Source organism: Mycobacterium bourgelatii (genome assembly GCF_010723575.1).
GTDB classification, from domain to species: Bacteria; Actinomycetota; Actinomycetes; order Mycobacteriales; family Mycobacteriaceae; genus Mycobacterium; species Mycobacterium bourgelatii.
In genome coordinates, this window is record NZ_BLKZ01000001.1 from 338,149 (window position 1) to 357,531 (window position 19,383).

16 protein-coding genes and 3 pseudogenes are annotated in these 19,383 nt (G+C 68.7%); 7 read left to right on the top strand and 12 right to left on the bottom strand.

Annotated elements, in window-relative coordinates:
* Positions 1 to 21 precede the first annotated feature (21 nt).
* Positions 22 to 633, top strand: coding sequence for a TetR family transcriptional regulator (locus G6N68_RS01455; RefSeq protein ID WP_163706949.1), 612 nt, complete (start codon positions 22 to 24; stop codon positions 631 to 633).
* On the opposite strand, the gene G6N68_RS01460 is transcribed toward G6N68_RS01455, so the two are convergent.
* Genes G6N68_RS01460 through G6N68_RS01480 form a run of 5 tightly spaced genes read right to left on the bottom strand, consistent with a single transcriptional unit; the run spans position 607 to position 6,091 of the window.
* Positions 607 to 2,766, bottom strand: coding sequence for an AAA family ATPase (locus G6N68_RS01460; protein ID WP_163706952.1), 2,160 nt, complete (start codon positions 2,764 to 2,766; stop codon positions 607 to 609). The genes G6N68_RS01455 and G6N68_RS01460 overlap by 27 nt on opposite strands.
* A complete protein-coding gene (gene pssA / locus G6N68_RS01465) occupies positions 2,767 to 3,642 on the bottom strand; it encodes a CDP-diacylglycerol--serine O-phosphatidyltransferase (RefSeq protein WP_163706955.1) in 876 nt (291 codons plus the stop codon).
* Positions 3,639 to 4,334: a phosphatidylserine decarboxylase gene (locus tag G6N68_RS01470; protein WP_163706957.1), complete on the bottom strand. Its 696-nt coding sequence runs from the start codon at positions 4,332 to 4,334 to the stop codon at positions 3,639 to 3,641. Before G6N68_RS01470 ends, pssA begins: the two co-directional genes overlap by 4 nt.
* 22 nt (positions 4,335 to 4,356) lie before the next feature.
* Positions 4,357 to 5,562 (bottom strand): molybdopterin molybdotransferase MoeA, encoded by a 1,206-nt coding sequence (gene moeA, locus G6N68_RS01475; protein WP_163706959.1) that lies wholly within the window; start codon positions 5,560 to 5,562, stop codon positions 4,357 to 4,359.
* Between the two features lie 37 nt (positions 5,563 to 5,599).
* The gene (locus G6N68_RS01480; RefSeq protein ID WP_163706962.1) at positions 5,600 to 6,091 is read right to left on the bottom strand and encodes a tautomerase family protein; all 492 of its coding nucleotides are present in this window, start codon (positions 6,089 to 6,091) and stop codon (positions 5,600 to 5,602) included.
* A gap of 88 nt (positions 6,092 to 6,179) precedes the next feature.
* Between G6N68_RS01480 and G6N68_RS01485 the strand changes: the two genes are divergently transcribed.
* The 4 genes and pseudogenes from G6N68_RS01485 (at position 6,180) to G6N68_RS32310 (ending at position 9,671) form a co-directional block, all read left to right on the top strand.
* A complete protein-coding gene (locus G6N68_RS01485) occupies positions 6,180 to 6,653 on the top strand; it encodes a winged helix-turn-helix transcriptional regulator (protein WP_163706965.1) in 474 nt (157 codons plus the stop codon).
* 188 nt (positions 6,654 to 6,841) lie between these two features.
* A pseudogene (locus tag G6N68_RS31760) lies at positions 6,842 to 8,159 on the top strand (PE family protein); the annotation flags it as partial.
* Between the two features lie 273 nt (positions 8,160 to 8,432).
* Positions 8,433 to 8,528: pseudogene (locus G6N68_RS31935) on the top strand (PGRS repeat-containing protein); the annotation flags it as partial.
* Positions 8,529 to 8,570: 42 nt separating this feature from the next.
* Complete coding sequence (locus G6N68_RS32310) at positions 8,571 to 9,671, top strand: hypothetical protein (RefSeq protein ID WP_443093984.1); 1,101 nt, start codon at positions 8,571 to 8,573, stop codon at positions 9,669 to 9,671.
* 42 nt (positions 9,672 to 9,713) lie between these two features.
* On the opposite strand, the gene G6N68_RS01500 is transcribed toward G6N68_RS32310, so the two are convergent.
* Positions 9,714 to 10,433 carry a hypothetical protein gene (locus G6N68_RS01500; protein ID WP_163706967.1) on the bottom strand — a complete coding sequence of 240 codons (720 nt, stop codon included), beginning with the start codon at positions 10,431 to 10,433 and terminating at the stop codon, positions 9,714 to 9,716.
* 4 nt (positions 10,434 to 10,437) lie between these two features.
* Positions 10,438 to 10,938: a cupin domain-containing protein gene (locus G6N68_RS01505; RefSeq protein ID WP_163706970.1), complete on the bottom strand. Its 501-nt coding sequence runs from the start codon at positions 10,936 to 10,938 to the stop codon at positions 10,438 to 10,440.
* 218 nt (positions 10,939 to 11,156) lie between these two features.
* On the opposite strand from G6N68_RS01505, the gene groL reads away from it, so the two are divergent.
* The gene (gene groL, locus G6N68_RS01510) at positions 11,157 to 12,782 is read left to right on the top strand and encodes a chaperonin GroEL (protein WP_163706972.1); all 1,626 of its coding nucleotides are present in this window, start codon (positions 11,157 to 11,159) and stop codon (positions 12,780 to 12,782) included.
* Positions 12,783 to 13,057: 275 nt separating this feature from the next.
* On the opposite strand, the pseudogene G6N68_RS01515 reads toward groL, so the two are convergent.
* Positions 13,058 to 13,925 (bottom strand): annotated as a pseudogene (locus G6N68_RS01515) (endonuclease domain-containing protein).
* Positions 13,926 to 14,227: 302 nt separating this feature from the next.
* On the opposite strand from G6N68_RS01515, the gene G6N68_RS01520 reads away from it, so the two are divergent.
* A complete protein-coding gene (locus G6N68_RS01520; protein ID WP_163706974.1) occupies positions 14,228 to 15,055 on the top strand; it encodes an SDR family NAD(P)-dependent oxidoreductase in 828 nt (275 codons plus the stop codon).
* On the opposite strand, the gene G6N68_RS01525 is transcribed toward G6N68_RS01520, so the two are convergent.
* From G6N68_RS01525 to G6N68_RS01540, 4 genes are all read right to left on the bottom strand, one after another.
* Positions 15,044 to 15,607, bottom strand: a complete 564-nt coding sequence (locus G6N68_RS01525) for a carboxymuconolactone decarboxylase family protein (RefSeq protein ID WP_163706976.1) — start codon at positions 15,605 to 15,607, stop codon at positions 15,044 to 15,046. The genes G6N68_RS01520 and G6N68_RS01525 overlap by 12 nt on opposite strands.
* Positions 15,604 to 16,017: a pyridoxamine 5'-phosphate oxidase family protein gene (locus G6N68_RS01530; protein WP_163706978.1), complete on the bottom strand. Its 414-nt coding sequence runs from the start codon at positions 16,015 to 16,017 to the stop codon at positions 15,604 to 15,606. The genes G6N68_RS01525 and G6N68_RS01530 overlap by 4 nt, the downstream gene beginning before the upstream one ends.
* A gap of 21 nt (positions 16,018 to 16,038) precedes the next feature.
* Positions 16,039 to 17,517 carry a PPE family protein gene (locus tag G6N68_RS01535; RefSeq protein WP_163706980.1) on the bottom strand — a complete coding sequence of 493 codons (1,479 nt, stop codon included), beginning with the start codon at positions 17,515 to 17,517 and terminating at the stop codon, positions 16,039 to 16,041.
* Between the two features lie 95 nt (positions 17,518 to 17,612).
* A complete protein-coding gene (locus G6N68_RS01540) occupies positions 17,613 to 19,352 on the bottom strand; it encodes an N-acyl-D-amino-acid deacylase family protein (RefSeq protein ID WP_163706982.1) in 1,740 nt (579 codons plus the stop codon).
* Positions 19,353 to 19,383 lie beyond the last annotated feature (31 nt).

Consider the following 19,383-nt stretch of genomic DNA (forward strand, 5'->3'; position numbering starts at 1 on the left):
ATAGAAGGACCATACTAGATCGTGGCACCTCCGCGGAAGCATGAAACCGATGTGATCCTGGACGCAACGAGGGCGCTGGTGCTCACCCACGGCCCGCGTGCGGCGAGCGTCGCAGCGATCGCCGCAGCCAGTGGCGCGCCCGCCGGCACGCTGTATCACCGCTTCGGCAATCGCGACGGCGTCGTCATCGCCGCGTGGCTGCGGGCGCTCGAGCGCTTTCAATTCAAGGCGCTTGCCGCCTCCCTCTCCGTCTCAGGGGCGGACGTCGCACTAGACGCCGCGGTAGCCATAGCGGTAGCGGCCATCGATTTCGCGCGTGAACTGCCCGACGATGCGCGACTGCTGCTGACCATTCGGCCCACCGACCTGCTCGACGGCCAGCCCGATGCGAAGTTCCGCGAGACCGTCGCCGCGATGAACGCACCTTTGATCGAGCGGGTTGGACAGCTGGCCGAGCAGTTGTATGGGCGAGCCGACCCGCGCACGATCGACGCGGTCAGCAGAGCCGTCGTCGATCTGCCGTATGGCGTCGTGCGGCGCCATGCGTACGACGATGTGCTGCCCGACTGGCTGGAGTCCGACGTTGCCGCGTCGGCCCGGGCGCTTTTACAGGGCTTTGGCGAACGCGCGTAACGACTCCACCTGCAAGGGGTCCAGCGACGGGCGCACGGCTTCCCGCGCGGCCGCCAGATCGGCGGCGGTGACGGCGTTGGCGTCGATGGAACGACGCATCGCCGTCAAAGCGGCCTCGCGTAGCAGGGCCACACAGTCTGCGGCGCTGTAGCCGTCGAGCCCGGCCGCGATCTCGTCCAGGTCGACATCGTCGCTCAGCGGGATGGATTTGCCTGCGGTGCGCAGGATTTCACGACGGGCCGCGGCATCGGGCGGTTCGACGAACACCAGGCGTTCCAACCGACCCGGGCGCAGCAGGGCCGGGTCGATCAGGTCGGGGCGGTTGGTCGCGCCGAGGACGACGACGTCGCGCAGCGGGTCGATGCCGTCGAGTTCGGTCAGCAACGCGGCCACCACCCGATCGCTCACGCCGGAATCGAAGCTCTGGCCGCGCCGCGACGCCAGCGCGTCCACCTCGTCGAGAAACACCAGCGATGGCGCGGAATCCCTTGCGCGGCGGAATAATTCGCGGACTGCCTTCTCCGAGGAGCCCACCCACTTGTCCATCAGTTCGGAACCCTTGACGGCGTGCACACTCAGCTGTCCGGTGCTGGCCAGCGCGCGGACTACGAACGTCTTGCCGCACCCCGGCGGGCCGTACAACAGCACGCCGCGCGGTGGGTCGACGCCCAACCGGGCGAACGTGTCCGGGTGCTGCAGCGGCCACAGCACCGCTTCGGTCAAGGCCTGCTTTGCCTCCGCCATGTCGCCGACGTCGTCGAGCGTGACGTTTCCGACGGAGATCTCCTCGCCCGCCGAACGCGACAGCGGCCGGATGACGGTCAGCGCGCCGACGAGGTCCTCCTGGCTCAGCTTCGGGGACTGGCCGTCGGCGCTGGCCCGCGATGCGGCCCGCAGCGCCGCCTCGCGCAGTAGCGCGGCGAGATCGGCGACGACGAATCCCGGTGTGCGGCTCGCGATCTCGTCGATGTTGAGCTCCCCGGTGGGCACCGGTTTCAGCAATGCTTCCAGCAGCGCCTTGCGGGTGCCGGAGTCGGGCAGCGGCAGGCCCAGCTCCCGGTCGCAGAGCTCGGGCGCGCGCAGCCGGCTGTCGAGCTGGTCGGGTCGGGCGGAGGTGGCGATCAACGCCACGCCCTCGGTGGCCACCGCGGTGCGCAGCTCGGCCAGGATCAGGGAAGCCACCGGCTCCGGGGTGGCCGGCAGCAGCGCGTCGACGTCGGTGATCAGCAGCACCCCGCCGCCGTCACGCACCGTCGCCACCGCCGACGCGACCGCCTTGAGCCGGTCCTCGGCGGCAAGCGCTCCGACCTCCGGGCCGTCGAGCTCCACCAGTCTGCGTCCGGCGCACACGGCGCGCACCAGGGTCACCTTGCCCACCCCGGCCGGGCCGGAGACCAGCACGCCGAGGTTGCTGCCGGCGCCCAACGTTTGCAGCAGGTGTGGTTCGTCAAGCGCGAGTTTCAGCCATTCGGTGAGCTTGGCGGCCTGCGGTTGGGAGCCCTTGAGCTCCTCTACCTGGATCTCCGGGCTGGCGATTCCGACCTGTTCGGGTGGGGCCGTCCGGGGTGTGTACGGGACGCCGGTGCCCCAGGTGACCAGCGTGTTCGGTTGCACGCTGACGGGACCCGCGGGGTCGACGCCGGTGACGGTCAACAACTCCGACGTCCAGCTGATGCCGACCGAGGCCGCCAGTGCCTGGCTCGCCGCAGACGTCGAGGTGCCCGGGCCCAGGTCACGGGGGAGCAGCGACACCGCATCGCCGACGGTCATCACCTTGCCGAGCAGGGCTTGGCGCAGGGTCACCGGCGAGATCGACTGGGTGGCCAACTTCGAACCGCTCAGCGTGACCGAGCGGGCGCCGTAGACGGTGACCGGGCTGACGATCACCTCCGTGCCCTCACGCAGTCCGGCGTTGGACAGCGTCACATCGTCCAGCAGCACGATGCCCACCGGAATGTCGTGGCGAGCCATGCCCGCCACGGCCGCGGTGGTGCGGGAGCCCGTCAACGACACCGCGTCCCACTCGCGGATGCCGAGCGCCGCAATGGCGCTGGGGTGTAGCCGGACGACGCCTCGGCGCGAGTCGACGGCCGAGGTGTTCAGGCGGGCGGTAAGGGTGAGTTGCTGAGCCAACTACGGCCGTCCGCCGGGCTTCCGCAGACCCAACCGCGCCATCGACCGGCGGTGCGGCTGTGCCCGACGGGTGGCGCGCTGCGCGGCACGCCACTGCTTGGGTTTTTCTCCCCACACCTCGGGGTGCTGTGCCAGCCAGCGCTTGCTGCGCACGGCGAAGGGGATGTGGCACACGTAGGAGATGATGATCACCCAGATCAGAAGGTAGGGCTGCCACACCGCGGCCGCCGCGACGATCGCGACCACGGCCAACGCCAGGACCGCCAGGTTCGGCGGCACCGCGAAGGTGTGCACCTTCTTCATCGGGATCGCGCTGACCATGAGGAGCGATGTCCCGGCGATCCAGGCGGCAAGCACCCACTGGTTGGTCCACCAGCCGTCGTCGCCGAAGCCCAACTTCTTGGCCTCCAACTTGAGCGCGATGGTCCCGATCATGGACACCGCGCCCGCCGGGGCGGGCATGCCGACGAAGAACTCTTTCGCGTAGGGCGGCAGGGTGCCGTCGTCCAGTGCGGCGTTGTATCGGGCCAGTCGCAGCACGACGCAGATGGCGTACAACAGCACGACCATCCACCCGATCGGCGAATTGAACAGCGTCACATAGACCACCAACGCGGGCGCCACCCCGAAGTTGACGGTGTCGGCCAAGGAGTCGATCTCGGCGCCCATCCGCGACTGGGCGTCCAAAATCCGCGCCACCCGGCCATCGAGCGCGTCGAGGATGGCAGCTATGGCGATCAGTGCCATCGCCGGGATCGGCTCACCGTCGAGGGCGAGCTTGATGGAAGTAAGTCCCGCGCAGATGGACAGCACCGTCATCGCGCTGGGCAGCAGATGCAGGTTGACCGTTCGGCGGACGCGAGGTTTCTCGATCATGGCAGCTCGGCCAGTATGGTCTCGCCGGCCAGCGCCCGCTGGCCTACCTGGACGATCGGTTCCGCGCCCGCCGGCAGGTAGGTGTCCAGTCGGGAGCCGAACCGGATCAGGCCATAGGTGTCGCCGATCGACAGCTTGTCGCCGAGGTGTGCGTCGCAGACGATGCGGCGCGCGACGAGACCGGCGATCTGTACGGCGACGACCTGCGCGCCGCTTTCGGTGCGGATGACCACGCTGGTGCGCTCGTTGTCGGCGCTGGCCTCGGCCAGGTCCGCGGATCCGAAGCGCCCCGGTCGGTGCTGCACCGCAACCACCTCGCCACTGACCGGCGCGCGCTGGACGTGGGCGTCGAACACAGACAGGAAGATGCTGACCCGGGGCAACGGCTCGTCGCCCAGACTCAGTTCGGCGGGTGGAGTGGCGGAGTCGATGACGCAGATGATCCCGTCGGCGGGTGCCACGATGGCGCGCGGGTTGGTGGGTGGCACCCGTGGGGGGTGACGGAAGAACCCGGCGCACGCTCCGGCCGCCACCAGACCTGCGTTGCGCAGCAAGCGGTGGCGGTATCCGAGGGCCGCGACCGCGAGCCCGGCCGAGATGAAGGGGCGCCCGGCGGGGTGGATCGGCGGAACGGTGGACCGCACCAATTCGAGCAGATGCTGGGGGCCTTCTGGGCTAGGGCGTCTGGCCACGGGGTCATCTTACGGGGAGTGGTTAGGTCAAATCCCAGACCTGTACCTGAGTTCCGGCGGGCACTTCCACGACATCCTCGGGGATGTCCAGCAAACCGTTGGCCGAGGCCAGCCAGCGCAAATGATGCGACGCCGGCGGGCCGTAGCTGGTCACCTGGCCGGAGGCCTTGTCGAGTACCGCCCGTCGGAACTGCCGTTTGCCGCGCGGAGACGTCACCGTTTCGGTCAGCACCGCGGCCCGGTGCTCCCGGTATGGGTCGGGCAATCCCATGGCCGTTCGCAACGCCGGCCGGATGAACACCTCGAACGAGACCAACGCGCTGACCGGGTTGCCGGGCAGGGTGATGATCGGGGTGCCCGCGACCTCGCCGGTGCCCTGGGGCATGCCGGGCTGCATGGCCACCTTGACGAACTCCACGCCCTTGTCGCCGTCGCGCCCGAACGCGTCCTTGACCACCTCGTAGGCGCCGGCGCTCACGCCGCCGCTGGTGACGATCAGGTCGGCGTCCGCCGCGTAGCGGTCGAGTATCGCCACGAACTGCTCGACGTCGTCGCCGGCTGTCTCGGTGGCAACGACGGTTGCGCCGGCGTCGCGGACCGCGCCGGCCAGCATGATCGCGTTGGACTCGTAGATCTGGCCGGGCTTGAGCGGGTTTCCCGGCGCGACCAGCTCCGATCCCGTCGAGATCACCAGGACCCGCTGTCGCGGAACGATTTTGAGCTCGGCCAGTCCCAGCGCCGCGACCAGGCCCAGCGCGGCCGGGGTCACCACCTGGCCCGCGTGCAGCACGGTGGTGCCGGCTGCGACGTCCTCGCCCGCGCGACGGATGTGCTTGCCGGCCGTGGCCTCTTGGCGGATCTCCACCGCGTCCACGCCGCCGTCGGTGGCCTCGACCGGCACGATGCCGGTAGCGCCGGACGGCACCGGCGCTCCGGTCATGATGCGGTGTGCGGTGCCGGGCTTCAGCGTCAACTCGTCGGTGCGGCCCGCCGGAATGTCCTCGGCGACCGGCAACACGACGGGTTGGTCCGGCGTCGCCCGCATGGTGTCCTCGGCGCGCACGGCATAACCGTCCATCGCGGAGTTGTCGAACACCGGTAGCGACAGCGGTGCGATCACGTCGTCGGCCAGTACCAAACCGAGGGCGTCTGCCAGCGGAACCGTGACCGCCGGGCGAGCCCGGATCATCTCCGCTACGACACGCTGGTGCTCGGTTACCGACCGCATTGGGCCATTATCGGCCCCCGGTTGCGCGGCGCCCCGGTCAGCTGGCGACGGCGGCGGGGCGCCGTGCCGCCAGCCGGCGTTCGGCGTGCTTGCGGCCCACCTCGGGGTCGCCGGTGACGTAGGTGACGATGTCGGCCAGCGTGTTGATGCGGCCATTGGCGCCCCAGGTGCCGTCGGCGATCTCGGTGGGGAACACCCAAACCCGTTGCGGGTCGGGGGGATAGGCGCCGTTTTCGGCGGCCAGCACGGCTTCGGTCACTTCGCGGACGATCGCGGCACGGCGCTCGTCGTCGAACTGCCCCTCCGGAACCGACGCGACGATGCGGTAGCGCGGTGCGGTGGCAGGCTCGCCGGCGACGAACACGGTGGCGGGGCGGTGCAGGAAGACCCAGGCGATCTCCCGGGTGCGCGGGTCTTCGGGGTTGGCTCCCTCGTTGCGCAACAGGATGTCGGTCAGTTGGGAGATCAGCGCCTTTTCGGCGTCGGCCGAGAGAGCGCCTTCGGGGATGTAGGCATCGAGCATGGGCATGGCACTGACCTTCCGAGCGTCACATTGAGTTTATTTCTTAAACCTAGCTATGCTGGGTTTAAGATGTCAACCCAGGAAGGTGGGTCTGATGCATCCGGATCGTCTGCACTACAGCTCGTCGAATTGCTCTATTGCCCGAACGTTGAGCGTGGTGGGGGAGAAGTGGACGCTGCTGGTGCTGCGCGAGGCGTTCTACGGGGTTCGGCGGTTCGACGACTTCCATGCGGCGTTGGGGTGTGCGCGCAATTTGCTGTCGGCCAGGCTGAAGACCCTGGTGGAGAACGGACTGCTGGAAAAGCAGGCGTATCGCGACGACCGGGGCCGGCGGCGTGACGAGTACCGGTTGACGGACAAGGGGCGCGATCTGTTGCCGGCGATCGTTGCCCTGATGCAGTGGGGCGATCGGTGGGAATCCGACGACGCCGGGCCGGCGGTGGTGTTGCGTCATGCCGACTGCGGTGAGCCGGTTTCGGTGCGGCTGGCTTGCGAGGCCGGGCACGAGGGGTTGCGGGCGCGCGATGTTCGCGCCGAGCCTGGGCCGGGCGCGCGAGCCTCCGCTTAGAGCCCGAAGGCTGGCACCGGCTATCGGCGTAGGAGGCCGTCAGTCCAATCTCGCAAAACCGGCACATAGAGAAGGCTCTTTACAGTTATTGTTCCTTCCGTCAATTCGTAGTCGTCGCGAACGGCTTACCCGGACCCGCCAGGGAGGCCTTTGACGCGGCCGTGTCGTGTTTGGTCGGGAGGTTCGCCGTGTCTTTCGTCGTCGTGCTGCCTGATGTTCTGGGTGCCGTTGTTCCCGATGTGGCCAAGCTCGGTTCGGCCCTCGAGGCGGCCAACGCGGCCGCCGCCGTTCAGACGACGGGAATGGTTGCCGCGGCCGAGGATGAGGTATCTGCTGCGATCGCGGCGCTGTTTTCCAGTCATGGACAGGCTTATCAGGCGCTTGCCGCGCGAGCGGCGGGCTTTCACCATGCGTTCGTACAGGCGTTAGGGGCCAGTGCGGGTGCTTATGCGGCGTCCGAGGCCGCGGCGGCGTCAACGTTGCAGAGCTTGATCGACGCGATCAATGCACCGGTCCAGGCAGCCACGGGGCGCCCGCTGATCGGCAACGGCGCTGACGGAGCGCCGGGGACAGGTGCTGCCGGCGCACCCGGCGGGTGGTTGATCGGCAACGGCGGTAACGGCGGGTCGGGCGCGGCGGGCGCCGGAGGGGCGGGCGGCGCCGGCGGCGCTGCCGGGCTGATAGGGAACGGTGGGGCCGGCGGTGCCGGTGGGTCTTCCACGGTCGGCGTTGGCGGGGCCGGGGGTGCCGGTGGGTCCGCCTGGCTGTTCGGTTCCGGCGGTGCGGGTGGAGCCGGAGGGGTCAACACGTCCATTGTCAACGGGACCACCGGTGGAGCAGGCGGGGCGGGCGGCAACGCAGGTCTGTTTGCCGGTGCGGCTGGGGCCGGCGGTGCCGGCGGCGCCGGTCTAGCTCTCGGTCCCGGTATTCACCTCGGCGGCGGAGCCGGCGGTGCCGGCGGTGCCGGTGGGCTGTTCTCCAACGGCGGGGCCGGCGGACCTGGCGGGGGAGCGACGGGCACTGCCGCCGCGGGAACTGGCGGGGCGGGTGGGGTCGGCGGACTCTTTGCAAACGGCGGCGTTGGGGGGGTCGGCGGATAAGCGAACGGGAACGGAGCAGCTGGGGTCGGGGGGGCCGGCGGCGCCGGTGGGTTGTTCGGCGGCGGCGGCGACGGCGGCAGCGGTGGCGGCTCGAACTTTGCCGGGGGGGCTGGCGGTGCCGGCGGAAACGCGGGTCTGCTCAGCCTTGGTGCCGCTGGCGGTGACGGCGGGTGGGACGGCCGGTGGGACGGGGGCTGGCGGGGCCGGGGGCAATGGTGGCAACGGCGGTCTGCTCTTCGGCTCCGGCGGTGCTGGGGGAGCCGGCGGAGTCGGCATCGGTGGCGGGAAAGCGGGCGGGGACGGTGGGGCGGGTGGAAACGCCGGTCTTCTTTGGGGTTCCGGCGGTTCTGGTGGCGCCGGCGGTGCCGGCGCCGCTGGCTTCGGTGTGTCCACCGGCGGCACCGGAGGGGCTGGCGGCAAGTCCGGTGTTATCGGCAATGGCGGCAACGGCGGCTCTGGCGGGGCCGGGTCGATCAGCGGGACTGGTGGTGCCGGTGGCTCCGGCGGTAACGCCGTGCTGATCGGAAACGGCGGTAACGCAGGTAATGGCGGTACTGGCAACACGGCAGGCGGCACCGGAACGGGCGGCATCAGCGGTCTGCTCCTGGGTCTGGACGGGTTCAACGCGGCCGCCAGCACGGACCCACTGCACACCCTGCAACAGCAGGTGCTCACCGCAGTCAATGCACCAATCCAGGCCGCGACCGGGCGCCCGCTGATCGGAAACGGTGCCAACGGAACTCCCGGGACCGGGGCCGACGGTGGGGCGGGCGGATGGTTGTTCGGTAACGGCGGAAACGGTGGCTCGGGAGCGTCCGTGACTACCGGAAACGGTGGAAACGGCGGCGCGGGCGGGGCCGGCGGGGGGCTGTTTGGCGCCGGCGGGGCCGGCGGCGCCGGCGGATATTCGACGGCCGGCGATGGCGGTCTCGGTGGGGCTGGCGGGTCCGCATCGCTCATCGGCGCCGGCGGTGTCGGCGGGGCCGGCGGGGCGACCACGCAATTCGGCGGCACCGGAGGCAACGGCGGGGCCGGCGGCAATGCCGGACTGCTAGCAGGTGCGGCCGGAACGGGTGGGTCTGGCGGCGCGGGCTCACCGGATCTGGGTAAGGCCGCCGGCGGGGCCGGCGGGGCCGGAGGGGCCGGAGGGCTGTTTGCCAGCGGTGGCACCGGCGGTACCGGTGGGTTGGCCAAGAGTGGCGCCTTAGCTGGGGTTGGCGGAGACGGCGGGGCCGGGGGTCTGTTCGCCGCCGGTGGGACAGGCGGCACCGGCGGGTTCGGGATCAATGGCCCCGGTGGCGCCGGCGGAAACGGCGGGGCCGGTGGGTTGTTCGGCGCTGGCGGAGATGGCGGCACCGGCGGGGGGAACACCGGCAGCGTGACCGCTGGGAACGGAGGCGCTGGTGGTGCGGCCGGCCTGCTAGCCACTGGTCCTGGCGGCAGCGGTGGGTCCGGCGGCCAAGGCGGCGGCACGTCCTCGTCCACGGGAGGAAGTGGCGGGGCGGGCGGCAGTGCAGGGCTATGGTTCGGCTCTGGCGGTGCGGGCGGTGCCGGCGGGTACGGCGGCAAGTATGGCGGAGCCGGAGGGGTCGGCGGGAATGCCGGCATGCTCTTCGGGTCCGGCGGTGCGGGTGGGTCGGGCGGCAACAGTAGTGCGGGAGGCGGGGCCGGCGGAGCAGGTGGGGACGGCGGCAAATCCGGGTGGATCGGCAACGGCGGCAACGGTGGAAGTGGCGCCGCTAGCGAGGCGCTGGGTGGCACCGGCGGCACCGGTGGCGCTGGTGGTAATGCCGTGCTGATCGGTAACGGCGGTAACGGCGGTAACGGCGGCAGAGGTGCGAGCGCTGGCGATGCCGGGACCGGCGGCACCGGTGGAGAGTTGCTCGGCGAGGACGGGATGACCGGGCTGACGCCGTAGCCGCCTACCGCGGCTTGGGTCCAGCGCTTTGACTGCCGCTCGTCAGCTGAATTGGTAGTCGGACAGATCGATCGACACCATGAGCTCATCGGGCATCGGCCGCCCGTCTGCGCCGCGGCGGTAGGCCCGGCGCTGCGACGGCATCATGATGCCGTCGGCTTGAACCATGTCGCGGATGTACTGGATCGCGGCGAATCCGCCCGCGATGTCGACCCGGTAGTCGTGGCGGCGCAGTAAGCAGTCGCGGTCGAAGTAGAACTCCTGGGCCGTGCTGTGGCTGGCGATGTCGGCCGGAAAGTGCGCCTGCAGCCCCGACCAGGTTTGGCCGTCCTCGTCTACCGGGTCGATCTCGGTGACGGTCACGCCTGGGTAAGCCAGCAGGAAGGGCGAGTTCAGGTACGTCCACATCGCGTAGCCGTTGAAGTAGCCGCGCTGTAGGGGATCCCACGGGGTGGTGAGTTCGTGTCCCGCGAACGATTCCCGCGGCCGGCTGAGTTCGGTGACGACGCCGCCGTCCAGTTTTTCGACCGCGATTCGCTGCGGGGTGAAATCGGATCGTTGGTCCGGCGCCCCGAAGGGCTGCACCGATGCCCATTCGCGCTGTAGCGCTGCCGTCATGCGGCGTGGGGTGGCGTCTTGCGGCTGACCTTTCAGCTCAAACAGCTTGCCGCCGGTAACGATGGTGGCTTGGACCGTGGTGTACCCGCGCCATCGGTCGAGTCCGCCGTGGGCGTCGAGCACCGCTTCGAGGAGTCCGCTCACGGCGCTACTCGACGTCTACGAAGAAGTTGTCGTGGCGGACGAACCATTCCTTGCGTTCGTCGTCGGTCATGTCGGCCAGCGCAGCGAAGCCTTCGAAGTAGGCTTCGCGCGGTGCGCCAGGAGCGAACAACATCAGCATCGACGCGGCTTCGTCGGCCTGGTTGCGGAAGCCATGGATGCCGCCCGGGGGAACGTAAAGGAAGTCGCCCTGATGAGCGTCGGACCATTCGTTACCGTCGTAGATGTTGACCGTTCCCGACAGGATGAAAAACGCCTCGGACATGGCGCGGTGAAAGTGTGGTCCGGGCCCGCCACCAGCGGGAACGATGTCGACGCGGTATAGCCCGTAATCGCCGTCGGTAGCCTGTTGATTGGCCAGGTAGCGGTACTGAACTCCGGCGAATTCGTAATCCGGGCCCTCGTCCGCCCGCTTGACCCAAGCGCTGGCCTCCGGGGTGTCTTTGGTGTAGCGCGGCTCGGGGTACGGCGGCACGTACAGCGACATGCCTTAGAGTCTGCCGGAATTCGGCGTCATGGCCAGGGGCCGTTTCTTGCACTCGGCATAGGCGAGTGCTAATAATGACGTTGGCACTCGCGACCGGTGAGTGCTAGGTCGGGACGGTGAGGCCAGGGCCCGCGTCAGCGGAAGACAACCCCAGCCGTCCGTCGCGGGCACTGCCCGGCCAGAACGTGTCATCCCCAATCCGGAGGAATCACTTCGCAATGGCCAAGACAATTGCGTACGACGAAGAGGCCCGTCGCGGCCTCGAGCGGGGCTTGAACAGCCTCGCCGACGCGGTAAAGGTGACGCTGGGGCCCAAGGGTCGCAACGTCGTACTGGAGAAGAAGTGGGGCGCCCCCACGATCACCAACGATGGCGTTTCCATCGCCAAGGAGATCGAGCTGGAGGACCCGTACGAGAAGATCGGCGCCGAGCTGGTCAAGGAAGTTGCCAAGAAGACGGACGACGTCGCTGGTGACGGCACCACCACGGCCACCGTGCTCGCCCAGGCGCTGGTGCGCGAGGGTCTGCGCAATGTCGCTGCCGGCGCCAACCCGCTGAGCCTGAAGCGCGGTATCGAGAAGGCGGTCGAGAAGGTCACCGAGACCCTGCTCAAGTCGGCCAAGGAGGTCGAGACCAAGGACCAGATCGCTGCCACCGCCGCAATTTCCGCGGGTGACCAGTCGATCGGCGACCTGATCGCCGAGGCGATGGACAAGGTCGGCAACGAGGGCGTCATCACCGTCGAGGAGTCCAACACCTTCGGCCTGCAGCTTGAGCTCACCGAGGGTATGCGCTTCGACAAGGGCTACATCTCGGGCTACTTCGTCACCGACGCCGAGCGTCAGGAAGCGGTCCTCGAGGACCCGTACATCCTGCTGGTCAGCTCCAAGGTCTCGACGGTCAAGGACCTGCTCCCGCTGCTGGAGAAGGTCATCCAGGCCGGCAAGCCGCTGCTGATCATCGCCGAGGACGTCGAGGGCGAGGCTCTGAGCACCCTGGTTGTCAACAAGATCCGCGGCACCTTCAAGTCGGTGGCGGTCAAGGCCCCCGGCTTCGGTGACCGCCGCAAGGCGATGCTGCAGGACATGGCGATCCTCACCGGTGGTCAGGTGATCAGCGAAGAGGTCGGCCTTTCCCTGGAGAACGCCGACGTCTCGCTGCTGGGTAAGGCCCGCAAGGTCGTCGTCACCAAGGACGAGACCACCATCGTCGAGGGTGCCGGTGACACCGACGCCATCGCCGGACGGGTGGCCCAGATCCGCGCCGAGATCGAGAACAGCGACTCCGACTACGACCGCGAGAAGCTGCAGGAGCGCCTGGCCAAGCTGGCCGGCGGTGTTGCGGTGATCAAGGCCGGGGCTGCCACCGAGGTGGAGCTCAAGGAGCGCAAGCACCGTATCGAGGACGCGGTCCGCAACGCCAAGGCCGCCGTCGAGGAGGGCATCGTCGCCGGTGGTGGCGTCGCCCTGCTGCACGCGTCGCCGTCCCTGGACGAGCTCAACCTGACCGGTGACGAGGCGACCGGTGCCAACATCGTGCGCGTGGCGCTCGAGGCTCCGCTGAAGCAAATCGCCTTCAACTCCGGGCTGGAGCCCGGCGTTGTCGCCGAGAAGGTCCGCAACCTGCCGGCTGGTCAGGGCCTGAACGCGGCCACCGGTGAGTACGAGGACCTGCTCGCTGCGGGCGTTGCCGACCCGGTGAAGGTGACCCGCTCGGCGCTGCAGAACGCGGCGTCCATCGCCGGGCTGTTCCTCACCACCGAGGCCGTTGTTGCCGACAAGCCGGAGAAGGCGGCCGCTCCCGCGGGCGACCCGACCGGTGGCATGGGCGGTATGGACTTCTAAGTCCCTGTTACGAAGGGCCCGGCCTGCGACACGCAGGCCGGGCTTTTTCGTGCTCGCTTTGCTTTCTCTGCGGCTCGCGGCGTCGAGTGTGTGGGCCTTGCGCCCGCCATCGCCGTCGACGGGCAATACGCCGCACGTTCGGCGGGCTCCCCCCGCACGCGGCGCCGCCGACTGTGTGGCCTCTGCACCCGCAACCGCCCGCGGTGGGCAATACGCCGCACGTTCGGCGAGCTCCCCCCGCGCGCGCCGTGATTTCGTGCCGCCGAGTGTGTGGCCTATGCAACCGAACTCGCTGGTTGGGGGCCAAAGGCGCCGCGTTCGGCAAGCCTGGCTCGCACGCGATCGACGATCACGTGGGGTCGTCTGAGCATTGCCGCACTGACCCGGATCACGATCCAGCCAGCCTCTTCCAGCAGGGCAATTCGCTCGATATCCCACGCTCGCTGCTCGGGGTCGTCCCAGTGCTGAATGCCGTCATATTCGACGGCGACCTTCCACTCCCGCCAGCCCATGTCGACGCGGATCACTCGGGGGTGCAGGTTGCGAAACTCGATCTGCGTCTCCGGCCGGGGCAACCCGGCGCCGACCAGCAGCAATCGCACTTTTGTCTCCTGGGGTGATTCCGCACCGCCGTCCACCAGGTCCAGCGCGGCCCGCAATTGGCGGATTCCGCGGGCGCCGGGATGCTCGTCCGCGATGGCAGCAACATCGGCGGGTTTGATGCCGGCCGCGTTCAGCAATGCGTCGAGTACGGGTATCGACCTGGCGGCGGGCATGCCGCATCCGATATCAAAGGCTGTTCGCGCCGGGGTCGTGAGGCGCACTCCCCGGAACCACTGCGTCTCGCCCGTCGCCAACTGATAGCTGTGAGTGACGATGCCCCGCTGACTGTGCCCGGTTGCCGCGGACGATCTCCGCAGGTGCGTCGTCATCGAGCCATTTCGTGCCGAATACCGCAACGGCCGACAGGCCGGCGAGTGTGGCCCCAGTCGACAACCATGCCGCGCGCGCTTTTTCGACCGCTGTCAGTTCCGCATCCTTGCGGATGTACACGTCGCGAAACACCGCTCGGTATCGCGTGCGGAGTTGCTTTCGAGCGACGACCCCGCGTCGGACCGCTTCGCTTCCTTGAAATACGTCCATGGCGGCATGTTCAGCGGAGCCGCCGACTCGTAGCGGTGCCCAGGGACCGTCGGACGTGGGCCCTGTGGACGAGTCTCGGAGTGTGCATACTCGTCGAACGTGCGGCGTATTGCCCGGCGACGGCGGGTGGGGGTGCGTGGACCACACACTCGGCGCGGGGTGCGAGTGGCAGGCTCGTCGAATGTGGGGTGTGTTGCCCTCCGACGGCGGGTGGGGGTGCACAGGCCACACACTCGGCGTGGCGGCGTCCAGCACGCGGCGGCGGCGTAGGCCACACACTCGCCGAACGTAAGGTTGACGCCGTGCCTCTTCCGCCACCTTCGCCGACCGGTACCGCCGTCGTCACGGGCGCATCGTCGGGCATCGGCGCCGACATCGCCCGTGAACTAGCCGAACGCGGGTACGGCGTGACGCTCGTCGCCCGCCGCGAAGATCGTCTGCGCGAACTCGCCGACGAACTCGCCGACCGGGTTCGCGTCGACGTCATCGGGTGCGACGTCGCCGACGCCGCAGCGCGCGCTGCGTTGTTCGACGACCTCGATACGAGGGGGCTGTCCGTCGACATCCTGGTCAACAACGCGGGCATCGGGACCATCGGCTCGGTGACGAAGACAAGCGTCGACCATGAGATCGCCCAGGTGCGAGTCAACGTCGAGGCGGTCATCGACCTGAGCACCCGAGCGGTCCAGCAGATGGTGCCTCGGAAAAGCGGTGCGATCCTCAACGTCGGTTCCACCGCCGGCTTCCACCCCTTCCCGGGACAGATCGGCTACTCCGCGAGCAAGGCGTTCGTGCACTCCTACACCGAAGGCCTGCGCGCCGAACTCGCTGGCACCGGCGTCACCGTCGCGCTGCTATGCCCGGGGCCGGTGCGCACCGAGTTTCTGGTCAAAGCGGGTATGGACGAGAAGACGTTCGCCGACGCCTTCCCGAAATTCATGTGGAGGCCCTCACGCGAGGTAGCGCGCACTGGAATCGACGCACTAGCCGCCGACAAGGGCACGGTGATCCCGGGACTGCCCAGCCGGGTCAGCGCGCGCATGTTTCAGTTCACGCCGCGACGGCTGCTGCTTCCGCTGCTGAAAAGTCAGCACCCGGGTCTCAAGCGAGACCTCCGCTCACTGAGCTGACGCGGGCCAGGCCCGCATCCACCCCTCCACCGGCAGCGCCATCGCATTGCACAGTGTGCAGATGGTTCGGTACCAGCCGACGGCGGTCAGCAACTCGATACGTTGCTCGTCGTCGAGGTCACGACCCAGCGCAGCCCAGGTTGCGTCCGACCACGAGCCGGTGTGCTCCAACTCGTCGACCGCCTCGATCAGCGTCCGCTCCGCAGGGCTCCACCGCGGGTCGGCCGGTCCACCCGTCACCAGCGCATCGCACTCGTCGTCGCTGACGCCCGCGATCGGCCCCCAGAACGCCGCCTGCCCACCCCACTCGTACCGGCAGCCCACCAAGGCGCAGATCCGAAGGATGGCGATGGTCCGCGTTCGGGGCGGCAGCAGCGCTGCGACGTAGAGCGACTCACCCAGCTTGCGCAGTCGGGCGGCCAACACCGGATGGCGCTGCAGGCAGCGCACCAGCAGCAGTGGTTCATATGTGCGGTCCGGGTGACCCCAACTATTGATGCCTGCGGCGTCTTCCTCGCTCCACGGCGGAGCCAGGGGCGCCACCCTACTCATGCGACGTCGTCGGCTGGCAGTGAAAACACCACGCAGTCGTGCAGGCACCCCTTCGCCGCGGAAGGTGAGTCGGCCTCACGGTGCAAGAGCGCGCGGGTGGGCACCACTTGTAGGCGCGCGGTTCCGGCTCCAGCCTCGGAGATCTCGGCGGTGCCATCGACGATCAGCGAGTAGCCGCCGGGTTCGGTTGGTGGCCACAACAGGGTGACGTCGCGGCGGTTGGCGAGGTTGCTGCGCGTGCGGCCGCCGATGAGTCCGACGTCAAACAGAGCGCCGTTCAGGGCCGGTTCGACGGTCACGGTGTGCGCGCGATACCCGTCGTCCACGGTGATCAGATAGGCGAACGGGAAGCCCGGTAAAGCCTCGGCCAATCGCTGCAGGTCTACCTTTTTCGCGTGCTTGCCGCCCATGAATCCGAGGATAGGCCGCGACTACTCCGACCGGATCGGCAGCCTGATCACCGTCGCGTCGCCGGGTTCGCGTTCGATACCCGGGTAGAAGCCCGACTTCGGGATTCCGTTGCCCAGTCCCGCGTCTCGGCCGCCGTTGGGTCGCATGCCCGATTCGTTGCCGGCGCCGTTGTAGAAAGCGCCGCCCGGGAAGCCGGTGCTGGTCTTGAGACCCGCATTGGCGGCGGCACTGCTGGTGGCGTTCGCGCTGACGCCGCTCGGATTGCCGGAGTCGAAACCCGCCGTGGCAGCGGCCGGGGCGACCGCAGGTGCGGTGGTCAAGCCGGAGTTCAACGCCGTCGCAATACCCTGATGCAGCCCACCGGTGTTCGCCAGCGCGGAACTCAACAGGCCAGAGCTCGCGGCCGCGGTGCTCAAACCGCCGGTGGCGTAACTGGCTGTGCTGGCCAGTCCCGCGTCGGCAGCAGCCCGGAAGGCGTCGTGCATGCCTGGGTACAGCAAGCCCGTTGTCATCGTTCCGGCCGCACCGATACCGGTATTGATGCTTCCGGAATTGCCGAGGCCAGTATTGAGCGACCCCGAGTTGCCGATGCCGGTGTTGCCGTCGCCGGAGTTGAAGAAGCCGCTGTTGCCGGTGCCCGAGTTTCCGATCCCGACGTTGCCGCTACCCGAGTTGAGGCCGCCGAAGCCGAACCGGTTGTCACCGGTCAGCCCCATGCCCAACGCGTCGTTGCCGGTGTTGCCCAAGCCGATGTTGCCGCTACCCAGGTTGCCCAAGCCCAGGTTGCCGCTACCCAGGTTGCCCAAGCCCAGGTTGCCGCTACCGGTGTTGCCGCTGCCCAGGTTGCCGCTGCCGGTGTTGCCGATGCCCAGGTTGTTGTTGCCGACGTTGTTGATGCCGATGTTGCCACTGCCGGTGTTGCCGAACCCGAGGTTGAGCTGGCCGTTCTTGCCGATGTCGATACCGAGGTTGCGCAACACCTTCTGCCAGGGCGCCAGCTGTGCGGCGGCCGCGGATGCGTCGAAGTGGTACCCGGCCATGGCGACGACGTCCAGCGCCCACATCTGCTCGTAGGCGGCTTCGGTGTCCATGATCGCCGGGAAGTTCATGCCGAAGAAGTTCGTGGAGGCAAGGGCCTGCACCAGCGCGCGATTGGCCGCAACGACGGCGGGCTGCACGGTGAGCGCCTGCGCCGCCTCGAAGGCCGAGGCCGTCGCGGTGGCTTGCGCTGCGGCCTGCTCGGCCTGTAATGCGGCCGCACTGAGCCACGACATGTACTGTGTTGCGACGGTCATCATGGCCGCCGACGAAGGGCCCAACCACGAACCACTGGTCAACTCGGTGGTCACCGAGCTGAATGACGAAACCGCAGCCGCCAGCTCCTCGGCGAGGCTGCTCCAGGCAGCGGCCGCGCCAAGTAGCGGTCCCGCGCCGGGACCGGCGAACATTAGTGCCGAATTGATCTCTGGCGGCAACCACGCGAAATGCGGCGTTGTCACCAATTCAAACTACCGTCCGGCGCCGCTCGCCGTGGGCGTTTCAGACATCCTGGTACGGCTAATTCCCAGGAGTCGTACAGGAACCCGTAAGAACCTTAGACCCCGACGGGGGAGGGCTGGCGTCCGCGTACCAATTTGCCTGGTCGGGCGGTGGTCGGAACGCCGTTTTCGGCGATTACCTGACCGGAGACGACGGTCGCCAAGTAGCCGTCCGCGGTCTGGTCGAGGCGGCGCCCGCCGGCCGGCAGATCGTGGGTGATCACCGGCTTGTGCAGGCGCAGGGCGGCGTGGTCGATGACGTTGAGGTCGGCCTTGTACCCCTCGGCGATGCGCCCCCGGTCGGCCAATCCGGCGATGCGAGCCGGTACCGACGTCAGTTCGCGGATGGCTTCGGCGATGGTGAAGCGCCCGGACTTCCGGTCGCGCGCCCAGTGCGTCAGGAAGTACGTCGAGTAGCTGGCGTCGCAGATCATCCCGTAGTGCGCGCCCCCGTCACCCAGGCCCAGCACCACGTCGTCGCGGTGCAGGAGTTTGCCGACGGTGTCCAGCGAGTTGTTCTCCAGGTTGCTCATCGCGACCATCAACATGGCGTGGCCGTCGTCGTCGAGCAGCCGGTCGTAGGCCTCCTCGAGCGGGCTGACCCCGCGAGCCCGGGCGCGCGCGGAGATGCTGTCGGCCGGGTCCGGCTCATAGTTCGGGTTGTCGCCCAGCGGGTAGATCCAGTCCCAGGCCTGCGCCACGTACAGGATCGGGTGCCCGGTGCCCGGCTTGTCGGCCAGGATCCGGGCGCGGACCTCGGGCTTGCGCATCTCCGCGACGCGCTCGGCCAGCGGCAGATCGGCGATCTCGCGGTAGCTGGGATAGAGCACGAACGGGTTGGCCGTCATTTGCAGGCCGATGATCAGCCCGATCGGCCGCGGCAACAGCTGCGCGGTGAACTGCGGGGTGCTGGCTCCCGCGTTGGCGTTGGCTTTCTCGACCATCGTGATGGCGTCGGGCCAGAACGGCTCACCGGAGTTGCCGACGATGAGTGTGAAGGTGACCGGCAGTCGCAGGTCTTCGGCGACGTCGAACACCATTTGCAGCACCGGTTGGTAGCCGGCCGACGGGATGTCGGGCACGAACTGCAGTAGGCCACCCCCGCCGTCGACCACGCCCCGGGCGATCTCCTCGATCTCCTCGCGCGCGGCGTCATAGCTGGGGATCGGCGCCCCGCTCTCGGTCTTGTGGATCGTGAGCCGTGACGACGCAAAACCCAGCGCCCCCGCCTCAATGGCTTCCTTGGCCAGCGCGCGCATCTTCGCCAGGTCCTCGGGGGTGGCCGGCTCACGATCGGCGCCGCGCTGGCCCATCACATACACCCGCAGCGGGGAATGCGGGAGGTACGCGGCGACATCAATGTCGCGCTTGCCGGCCTCCAAAGCGTCGAGGTATTCGGGGAAGGTTTCCCATGACCACGGCAGGCCGTCGGTCATGACGACGCCGGGTATGTCCTCGACTCCGGCCATCACGTCGACGAGCACCTCGTGGTCTTCCTGACGGCACGGGGCGAAACCGACCCCGCAGTTGCCCATCACCACCGTGGTGACGCCGTGCGCCGAGGATGGCGTCAGCCGGTCCGACCAGATGGCCTGGCCGTCGTAGTGGGTGTGCAGGTCGACGAAGCCCGGGGTGACCAGCAGGCCGGTAGCGTCGATTTCCTTGGCCGCTGCGGCGCCGTTGACGTCGCCGACGGCCTTGATGACCCCGTCTTTGACCGCGACGTCTCCGACGTACGGCTCACCTCCTAGGCCGTCCACGATGGTGCCGTTGCGGATGACGAGGTCGTAGGTCATCTAAATAATCTACGACCGTGTCGGTGGGTCG